Raw genomic sequence first — 10,055 nt, forward strand, 5'->3', positions numbered from 1 at the left:
ATTACGAACGGCACCAAGAACGCGATTGCAAAGGCAATCAGCGTGGGTAGCACGAAAATTGGGAAATACTTTTTCAATGTTGCTTGCATTTACAACACCGCTCCTAAAGCTAAAGGCGGAGCCCGGTGCCTCGAGACCGGTTTAACAGGTCACCGAGCCCCGAGCTCCGCCTTGCCATTGGTTGAACTCATTCCGTCGGTTGTTCATGCACGAGAAACTTTCGCTTCACACTCACCGATGGAATGGCTCACCTTTGATTTGCTGGTATTTAATTGTTTGGAGATTCCGCATTCCAGCTGTCGGCGAAAGTCTCGACAACCTTGTCCCACGGCATCTTTCCGGAAGCGTACTGCGCCAGCGCTGCGCCAAAATCATCCTTGAACTGCTGAGACGGGAAGTACTGGAAGTCCCACGGGATGGTGGTCAGATCCTCGTTCTCAATTGCTGCGGCAACTTCCTTGGCCAGCGGGTCATTCGGGGTGTCGGCTTCAGTGAAGTTCTGGAACGGAGCGATGAATCCAAGATCCTCGACGACGTACTTCTTGCCCTCATCGGTGTTGAACAGCCAATTGACGAAGTCCTTCGTTGCCTTTTGGGAAGCCTCCGAAGCCTTGGAGTTGACCGTCAGGTAGTTTTCAGTACCAACCGAGATGCCGGTCTTATCCTCGTCCTTCAGACCCATGTACATAGGCATGAACTTAATCTTGTCCTGCTTGACCACGTTGCCAGAGACATCGTTGATCTGGGACCATGCCCAGTTGCCATTCTGAACCATAGCGGCCTTGCCCTGAGCGAACTCAGCCATCGAGTCGGACACAGCCTTCGACGGGGCCAGAGTCTTTTCGACAGTGGAGTTATTCAGGTACAAATCAAAGAGGTTCTTGAACTCCTTGTTGTACTTGAACTTCACATCAGCGGTTTCCTTGGTGCCAAGGTCCTCGAATTCATAATGAACCGGCCCGTTGGCCAAGTGCGTCTGCCAGCGCCAATCCTCACCGGATGCGAGCGAGGTGGAAGCGAAGGTGCCGGAGATTCCCAGCTTGTCCTTCTTGGCCTGCATGTCCTCAGCGACTTCCTTCAGCTTTCCGAAGGCCTTGATTTCGTCGATGCTCTTGGCCTTGGCATCAGGCATCGCGAAGTACTTGTCCATGATCTCTTCGTTATAGATCAGGCCAAATCCCTCGACTGCAAACGGGACGCCGTATACCTTGCCGTCCTCCCCCTTCAGCGGCTCAATGCCCTCGTTGAGGTTTTGTGCAATTTCAGTGTCAGACATGTCTGCCATGTATTCCTGCCAAGTACGCAGGCCCGCCGGACCATTGACTTGGAACAGTGTTGGCGCGTCCTTTTTACCAATCTCGGCCTTCAGAGTCTGCTCATAGGAATTCGAAGCAGCGGTAACGACCTTGACCTGAACACCAGTCTTGTCAGTGTATGCCTTCGCAATCTTCTGATATGCGGCATCCTGCTCCGGCTTGAAGTTAAGGAAGTAGACACCACCATCTGCAACCGCATCATCACTCGAGCACGCAACCAAACCAGCGGTTGCCATCAGGCCTGCTGCACACAGAGCTGAAAGGCGCTTGAAGTTCTTCACTATATTTTCTCCCTTGAGAAGAAAGGCCACTTCAATGGCACCCTCCGAGTAATTCGGACGGATATTTGCCAACAGCCGTGGCCTAATTGGATTATCCCGCCCTGCGGCTAGAAGTAGCCTTTCATGCGAACTTCGATGCCACCCACGCGGGCATTCGGTCTCACCAAAATCTTACTTGACCAAAACCAATTTAGGTTGGCCTTCAGTCAGCTGTGAACAAATGCAAAGGAGAAAAATAGTAAAAGCTCTCGAAAACACACCTAGAATTAGAGCTGTTCTCGAGCTGTTTTCACTGAACAGAGCCATCTACCGACACCAAAGCAAGCACCTGGCCGCGACAATCACACACAGACCCGACAACCACCCGACCGCCAAAAGTACCCCTGTTTGGCCTGTATGTATATTTTTATATACATTCTGGTAGGTCGTTTGGTTGTCACTTTTGAAATAATCGTACGCTCAACAGTCTGCTTTTAGAGAGCTACTCGACCTCATCGCTCGCCGGAAGATATACGGACTCGTCGCGATGCCCGGGCAACACTCGGGCCACGTAGCTCTGCACCGCTTCTTGAAGCGGCACATCCGCACGGCGTTTTTCCGCTATGTACCAGCGATGTTCCAAGACCTCGTGGAAAATCTGCGCATCCTGCAGCCTTCCACGCAGCCCCTCGGGCACAGCCAGGATTGTGGCCTCGAAAACTTCACGCAGCCATCGGTGCGCAACTTGCTCTAGCGGGATCCCTTCCAGACCTTCCGACAACCGAAAGGTCTGCATACTATTGAGCATCCTCCTCGCTTGCCCCTCTTGCACGTCCAATCCTGTCAGCCGCATCAGCTGCCGATGATGATGGCCTGCGTCAACCACCCGTGGTCGGAACACAACGCGGCCACCATCACTCGTGACTTTCAGCTCACCGACATCGAAACCGAGGTCATTGAGCCTGCGCATCCGCTCATCGACAAGCCAAGGCTCCTCAACACCGATGGATTCTTCCCCCGTCAGCTCTTGCCACAGATCTTCATAACGCTCAATAATGCGTCTACCCACCGCAATTACATCCATTTCAGGATCCAGGAATCCGCCGGCCTGCAGATCCATGAGCTCCCCGATGATATTGGTATGGGCAACGTCGACATCGTAGAGCCTGCGGGAATCTGAGAGCGTACCTTGCAAATCTCCCGTCTCCGCGTCGACAAGGTAGGCGGAAAAGGCATCTGCGTCACGACGAAACAGAGTGTTCGACAGCGACACGTCACCCCAGTAAAAACCAAGCAGATGCAGACGAACTAGCAGAACTGCTAAAGAGTCAATCAGGCGAACCACAGTTTCGCGGGTGACCTGTTGAGAAAAAACTGCACGATACGGCAGCGAATACTCGAGATGTTCTGTGACGAGTGCGGCAGTTAACGGTTCGCCATCTGCATCCTTACGGCCGGTAATTACCGCGAGCGGGCGAACCGATGGAGCACCGAGCCTGATCAGGTCACGCAACATTCGGTATTCATGATGAGCAGTGAACTCACCAATTTCTTTCACTGCAATGACGCGGTCGTCTAAGTTGACGAATCGGACAATGTGCCGGGAAATTCCCTGAGGTAGGGCGGCTAACAAATCATCTGGCCACTGTTCCAGAGGTATATGCCAAGGAAGGCGCAAAAGCTTCGAAGCCACCGTTGTCGCGGCTATTTTCATAGTTTCCGACACGGTGGCTCCTAAAACTGTCCTGCTGCCCTACCAGCTACTCATTTCATCTAAACGTAGGAGTTTAAGCTGGAAGGCGCATACCAGTCGACTTAGAGAACAGGTGCAGCATGCCCGGGCGAATCTTGCCGTAAACTACCGAGCCCAACTTCGGCGCGGTGCGCGGGGCGGTACGAATAACCACCTGACCGTGCTCCTCTTCGTCCGGATTAGAGGAGGATCCGGAACTCAGTGCTCCACCACCGACGAGGTCGCCATACATGAATGCATCGGAGCCCAATTCCTCGACCAAATTGACCTGCACCGGAATGACGTCATCGCCCGGCCCCTCGACCAGGTCAAATGCCTCCGGACGGAAGCCCACAATAATCTGGTTCTGATCCTCCGGCACGATTGCAGCAAGTGTTGCTTCCGGCAGCTTAATCTTGGCCTCACCCAACGTGGCGTAACCATTCGAGACGTTGAACGTGCCCAGGTTCATCGCAGGTGAGCCAATGAAGCCTGCGACGAATTCGTTTGCCGGGGTTTCGTAGAGTTCACGCGGAGTACCGACCTGCTGCAGAACACCGAAGTTAATAACGGCGATGCGGTCGCCCATGGTCAGCGCCTCAGTCTGATCGTGGGTGACATACATCGTGGTCACGCCCATCCGACGCTGCATGGCCGCAATCTGTGTGCGGGTTTGAACACGCAGCTTCGCGTCCAGGTTCGACAACGGCTCGTCCATCAGGAACACCTGCGGCTTGCGCACAATCGCACGCCCCATTGCCACACGCTGACGCTGACCACCGGACAGAGCCTTAGGCTTACGGTCCAGGAACTGAGTTAGATCCAGAGTCTTTGCAGCCTCTTCGACACGACGGTCAATCTCGTCCTTGTCCACACCAGCAATCTTGAGCGCGAAGCCCATGTTCTCGCGCACCGTCATATGCGGGTACAGTGCGTAGTTCTGGAAGACCATCGCAATATCGCGATCCTTGGGCGAGACATTGGTCACATCACGATCTCCAATGAAAATCTTGCCCTCATTGACTTCTTCCAGACCGGCAAGCATGCGCAGTGTTGTGGACTTACCACAACCGGAGGGGCCCACCAGAACCAGGAACTCACCATCGGCAATTTCCAAGTTGAACTTGTCCACAGAAGGCTTCGTCGCACCAGGGTAAATGCGAGTGGCATCAGAAAAAGTCACAGTAGCCATGTGAATGCAAACCTTTCATCGGCAGGTACGTGCCGAACGATCCGAGTGAAAGTAACCGCAGGAACAGCTCCTACGTATCTGCCTCATAAGCTTACTCTTAATCGAGCAGCCCCGTCACGAGCTCCGCAATCTTCGAGCGCTCCGAGCGCTTCAGCGTGATGTGTGCAAAAAGCTCATTACCCTTGAGTTTTTCAATCACCGCCTGTACACCGTCATGGCGGCCGACCCGCAGGGTGTCACGCTGCGCCACATCGTGCGTAAGGATGACCCGGGAATTGCTACCAAGACGCGACAGTACCGTCAGCAGTACGTTGCGCTCCAGCGACTGTGCCTCATCGACAATCACGAAGCTGTCATGCAGGCTACGACCGCGAATGTGAGTCAACGGCAGTACCTCTAGCATGTCGCGCGAGGCAATCTCATCCATGACGTTCTCCGAGACCAGCCCCTCCAGCGTGTCGTAAACAGCCTGCGCCCACGGGTTCATCTTTTCGTCCTCACTACCGGGCAGGTAACCAAGGTTCTGGCCACCGACCGCGTAGAGCGGACGAAACACCACGATTCGGCGATGCAGACCGCGCTCCAGCACCGACTCCAGACCCGCGCACAGCGCAAGCGCCGACTTACCCGTGCCGGCTCGGCCGCCGAGGGAAACAATCCCCACCGAGTCATCCAACAGCAGGTCGAGCGCCACACGCTGCTCCGCCGACCGCCCCTTCAGCCCAAACGCCTCCGTATCGCCCCGCACAAGCTTGACGACGCCCGGGGCGCTCACCCTTGCCAGCGCAGACTGGCTACCGGCGCTGAGCTGCACGCCGCAGTGCAGCGGCTGCTCCTGAACCTGCTCGAGCTCCAAAAAGCCATTGGCGAAGAGACGATCAATTTCCTCCGGGTCGACGTCCACTTCCACCATTCCCGAGTACCCAGTCAGTACGACGTCCTGGGCGCGGTAATCGTCGGCAGGCAATCCCACCGCCCCAGCCTTAACGCGAAGCGGAATGTCCTTGGTGACCAGCACGACATCATGGCCATCGTGCTGAAGGTTAAGGGCGCAAGCGAGAATGCGGTGATCATTTTCGGCGGTGCGGAAGCCTGCGGGGAGGATGGAAGGATCGGAGTGGTTGAGCTCAATATGCATAAACCCGCCAAGGTCATTGGCGGGCACAGGCCGGTCCAGGTGGCCGTAGCGGTAGCGCAGCTCTTCGAGGAAACGGAGCGCTTCTCGGGCGAACCACCCCAGCTCTGGGTGGTGGCGCTTGGCCTCCAACTCACTCACCACGACCAGCGGAAGCACAACTTGGTGCTCGTCGAACTTCTTGGTGGCGTGGGGATCGGACAGCAGGACCGAGGTATCAAGCACGTAGGTACGCATGCCCTCAGGCTAAAAGTCAGAGGTAGAAATTACGTGGTTGTGAGATGAATGCTTGGTTATCAGATGAACCACAGTTGGTTACGAGCTCTAATCCTCAAGTTGAACCCTAAGGAACTGGCCGAGCACCACTGCACGGCCACTCCACTGCCCTTTTAATGGCAACTAGTCGTTGCAATGGCGACTAGTCGTTGTGGCGAATCTGACGTCCCAGCAGCTTGCGGCGAAGTGGATCGACAGCCAAGGTCGCAGCGCCAACTGCCAAAACTCCCAAGACGTACGCCAGCGCAACAACAAGTGAGCGTTGCCCAAAAGTGATTTCGTTCGCGACCGGACCGAACATGAACGCCCCCAACAGCGCACCCATGACAAAGCCGAAGATGCTGGTCACAAGCATGGGGAAGAATGTCTGCTTAAAAGTGACCGTGCGGTGGAAGGTGATTGGAGTACCGATGAAGTCCAGCGCCTTTGTCAGCGATGCCTCTTCATAGACAGCTGAGGCCTGAGTCAGCACGGTCGATACCAGCAGCAGAATGAAACCGATTACGAAAGTGATAGTCACAACGGTTGCAATATCGTGCGCGAATGTGGCGTCTGCAACCTCTTCAATCTTGTCTTCGCCAGGCACCATCATTGTGTAGCCAAGCAGCAGGGACAGGAAGGCCATGGAACTTACTCGACGCCACGATTCCTTAGCGTTAGTCGCTACTCGTCGCGTCGCCACAAAATCACTTGAAGTACCGAAGAAGCTGGAAATGCGGGCAACAAGCTGGATAAAGAAAGGCGCCACTAGGCCAATTGCCCAGACCATCAGGTACATCATCGCTGCGACACCAATTATGGTCGAGAGGGTTCCACCCGCGATATTGGAGTTGCCAACCACGTACAGCACACCCGCACCGATAACAGCGGCCACAATCATGCGCCATGCCTTCATCGACTTGGGCACTTCTTTACGGCTAACGCCAAGCGGTGAAATCATCACCCTACGCAAACCAACCACAGCCGCAAAGAGCGCGAGAAGCACCACGGCACCCCAGACGAGTGGGTAGCCCCACCAAGACAGCAGCATGTCCCAGGTATCCAGGTAGTCATTATCGAACTTGATCATCGCCCAGAATGGCGCGGTGGCAACCGACAAGAGCGTGCCCACCACAAGCCCAACAGCCGCCAACACGAGGGTTTCGATAATAACCATGCGTGTAACTGCCCTGTTAGACAGACCAATCAAGCGCAGAGTTGCCAGTCGCTGCTCCCGCCCTGCAGCGCCAAGCACCGCCGACTGTGCCACCAGCGAAACCATTGCCGGAATCACAAAAACACAGGCCACGAGTGCCAGCTGCAGGTACATCTCGCCCTGACCTTGATTCATGTAATCCTCAGGCGTTGGGTTCGGCGGCAGCTTTGGCTCAGCCTGCCAACGGCGGTAAAACATGGCCGTGCCACCGACGACGACCAACGCCAACCAGGTACTCACGGTCATGGCCACCACGGACAATGCGGATAACCAGCCGTTTCCCGAATGGGATTCACGCCCGGCGCGCTGCAGCCGCGTGCTCAGGTCCGCTAGTGCGCCGGTAGGGATTCTTTGAGGTTTTGGTGCTTCAGTTACGGTGCTCACTTTGTAACCTCCGCTCCTGCCAGCAGGCGGTCGTCGTGAATCAGGCCATCGCGGATCTCCACACGTCGACGACACCAGTCGGCCACCCTCACATCGTGAGTAACCATCACCAAGGTCGTGCCGGTCTGCTCCACCAACGCAATCAGTTGCTGCATGACCTCATGACCTGTGGACTGGTCCAACGCGCCAGTCGGCTCATCAGCAAAGATGACACCTGGCTCACCGGCCATCGCGCGGGCAATGGCCACACGTTGCGCTTGACCGCCGGACATTTGTCCTGGGCGACGGCGCGTGAGGTCTTTTAGGCCCAGGCGGCTGAGTACATCGTCGGCAAGCGCGAGTGACGTTGAGCGCTTCCTGCCCTGCAGAATCATTGGCAAAGCGACGTTTTCCCTGGCAGTCAGCTCGGGCAGGAGCTGGCCGTCTTGGAAGACGAAGCCGAAGTCGTGCAGGCGGAGGGCGGAGCGGTCGGCGTCGGAAAGCGAATTGATCTTGGTGTCACCGAAGATGACGTCGCCGTCGTCCGGCAGCAACACGCCGGACATGCAGTGCAGCAACGTGGACTTACCAGAACCGGACGGTCCCATGACTGCAACGGTTTCGCCGGGCTCAATGGTCAGCGAAATGCCGGTGAGAACGGGAGCGGAATTGTAGGACTTAGTGATGTCACGAATACAAAGTCGTGCGTTTCTTGGGCTGTTGTTCTCTGTCATGACACTCATTTCACTCGCACGGAGGCGATTTCAACACCGTGCCCACTTTCCTTTTGCGGTAGTGCTAGGTCTACCATGCCGGAAATTAATTCCTCCGCACACAGAGCTTTCGTACCATAGGAAACTATGGAGCTGAAGGATTATTTCCGCAAATATATCGGCGCGAACCGCCGCGAAAAAGCGCATAAACGCAGCTACGAGGAATCCGCCGCCGCCCGCATCGCCGAACTTACCGCTTCACGACGAACAATTGCCGAAGCCTTTGAGATTGAACGTCGCCGCATCGAAAATGACCTCCACGACGGAGCTCAGCAATACATTGTTGCGGCTTCAATGAAATTAGGACTTGCGGAATTAGAGGCATCCAAGACTGGCAATGAGGAACTAATGCAGCTCCTGTCGGAAACGCGCGGCCATTTGGAGGATGGATTACGTGCTTTGCGACGAACAGTCCACGGAATTCACCCGCAGGTGTTGCGCGATCGCGGTCTGCAAGCGGCTGTTGAGGAAATTGCTGAAGGGTATGGCCCTCACGTTGTTGTGCACACTCCCTATCCCCTGCCGGAATTGGAGGAAAGCGTGCTCGCCGCGGCATATTTTTTCTGTGCAGAAGTACTGACTAATGCGGCGAAATATGCACCGAATGCCCCTGTTTCTGTGTTGCTCACCTCAGATCAAACACTGAATATTTCAATTACCGACCAAGGCCCCGGTGGTGCGAAGTTGGGGCGCGGATTGCGGGGCATGAAAGAGCGTCTAGCTACTTTCGACGGTGCGATGACCATGCACTCTCCCGAAGGCGGGCCAACGCAGGTAATAGCCAGAATTCCCTTGATGCTAAATCGCTGGGAATCGGGCATTGGAGAAATGGAAGGCGTGGATATGGAAAGCGTAGAGAAGAAAGGTGCGGAGAAAAAATGAAAATTGTCATTGCGGATGACTCGGCACTCCTGCGGGAGGGAGTCGCGGGGCTCGTCGAAAAGCGTGGACATGAAGTCATTGCGATGGTCGATACTGCCCACGGCCTGGTGGCGGACATCGATGACCGTTTTGATGACACGGGCGAGTTGCCAGATCTGGTGATTACCGATGTGCGCATGCCACCGAAGATGAGTGACGACGGCCTGCGGGCGGCGGTCGAGTTGCGCGAGCGTTATCCGCAGCTGAATGTGATGGTGTTGTCGCAGTATGTGGCGCCGGCGTATGCGCGTGAGTTGTTCTCGCCGGGCGGTGCTGGAGGTAGTGCTGGGGTTGGTACTGGGGTCGGCTCGAGTGGCAGCAGCTCGAGTGGCGGGACCGGGTATCTGCTCAAAGACCGCGTTGGCCAGGTGCTGGACTTCTTGGGTTCGCTCGAGGTCGTCGCAGGTGGTGGCGTGGTGATTGACCCTGATGTGGCGACGGCATTGATGCAGTCCGGCAAATCGGGGCTAGCCAGTTTAACGGCGCGCGAACGCGAAGTGCTCGAGCTGATGGCACGAGGCAAGTCCAATAAGCAGATTGCCGATGACCTCGTGCTTTCCGGGGCGGCAGTGGCGAAACACGTGTCCAACATCTTTATGAAGCTGCATCTGGAGCCCGGCGAGGAAAACCGCCGTGTGCGAGCAATCTTGGAATTTCTCACGGCGACGTCGGGGCAGATTTAGGGTCGGCAGCAATCGCATCGCTCGCAAAGGCGATGAAAAAATAAGTGTTGCTAGTAGCACAAGTCACACTTTAAAGTTGGCTCGTACGTTTGTTGTTTTCCCACCGAAAGGACGTGTCTACATGACTGTTTATGCCAACCCCGACACCCCCGATGCAATCTTCACGTACAAGGAGCAGTACGAGAATTTCATCGGCGGTAAGTGGACAC

At 55.7% G+C, this 10,055-nt stretch carries 8 protein-coding genes and 1 pseudogene; 2 read left to right on the forward strand and 7 right to left on the reverse strand.

All coding sequences use genetic code 11. From position 1 onward, the window contains the following. From HMPREF3011_RS11325 to HMPREF3011_RS02570, 7 genes and pseudogenes are all read right to left on the reverse strand, one after another. A pseudogene (locus HMPREF3011_RS11325) lies at positions 1-89 on the reverse strand (sugar ABC transporter permease); the annotation flags it as partial. A 179-nt stretch (positions 90-268) separates the two neighbouring features. After that, positions 269-1,552, reverse strand: a complete 1,284-nt coding sequence (locus HMPREF3011_RS02545; protein WP_222867013.1) for an ABC transporter substrate-binding protein — start codon at positions 1,550-1,552, stop codon at positions 269-271. Between the two features lie 526 nt (positions 1,553-2,078). Then, positions 2,079-3,302 (reverse strand): DUF4032 domain-containing protein, encoded by a 1,224-nt coding sequence (locus HMPREF3011_RS02550; RefSeq protein WP_038625992.1) that lies wholly within the window; start codon positions 3,300-3,302, stop codon positions 2,079-2,081. A gap of 61 nt (positions 3,303-3,363) precedes the next feature. Next, complete coding sequence (locus HMPREF3011_RS02555; RefSeq protein ID WP_038625994.1) at positions 3,364-4,500, reverse strand: ABC transporter ATP-binding protein; 1,137 nt, start codon at positions 4,498-4,500, stop codon at positions 3,364-3,366. Positions 4,501-4,597: 97 nt separating this feature from the next. After that, positions 4,598-5,872: a PhoH family protein gene (locus tag HMPREF3011_RS02560; RefSeq protein ID WP_070841108.1), complete on the reverse strand. Its 1,275-nt coding sequence runs from the start codon at positions 5,870-5,872 to the stop codon at positions 4,598-4,600. Positions 5,873-6,053: 181 nt separating this feature from the next. Then, positions 6,054-7,352: an FtsX-like permease family protein gene (locus tag HMPREF3011_RS02565; protein ID WP_246821388.1), complete on the reverse strand. Its 1,299-nt coding sequence runs from the start codon at positions 7,350-7,352 to the stop codon at positions 6,054-6,056. 134 nt (positions 7,353-7,486) lie between these two features. After that, entirely contained in the window at positions 7,487-8,203 is a 717-nt protein-coding gene (locus HMPREF3011_RS02570) for an ABC transporter ATP-binding protein (RefSeq protein ID WP_038625999.1), read from the reverse strand. Between the two features lie 126 nt (positions 8,204-8,329). Here HMPREF3011_RS02570 and HMPREF3011_RS02575 point away from each other — a divergent pair, with 126 nt between their 5' ends. Together HMPREF3011_RS02575 and HMPREF3011_RS02580 are read left to right on the forward strand one after the other, a co-directional pair. Then, positions 8,330-9,124: a sensor histidine kinase gene (locus HMPREF3011_RS02575; RefSeq protein WP_038626001.1), complete on the forward strand. Its 795-nt coding sequence runs from the start codon at positions 8,330-8,332 to the stop codon at positions 9,122-9,124. After that, a complete protein-coding gene (locus HMPREF3011_RS02580) occupies positions 9,121-9,846 on the forward strand; it encodes a LuxR C-terminal-related transcriptional regulator (protein ID WP_038626003.1) in 726 nt (241 codons plus the stop codon). The genes HMPREF3011_RS02575 and HMPREF3011_RS02580 overlap by 4 nt, the downstream gene beginning before the upstream one ends. Positions 9,847-10,055 lie beyond the last annotated feature (209 nt).

This window comes from Corynebacterium sp. HMSC074C04 (assembly GCF_001838295.1).
Classification (GTDB): Bacteria; Actinomycetota; Actinomycetes; order Mycobacteriales; family Mycobacteriaceae; genus Corynebacterium; species Corynebacterium amycolatum.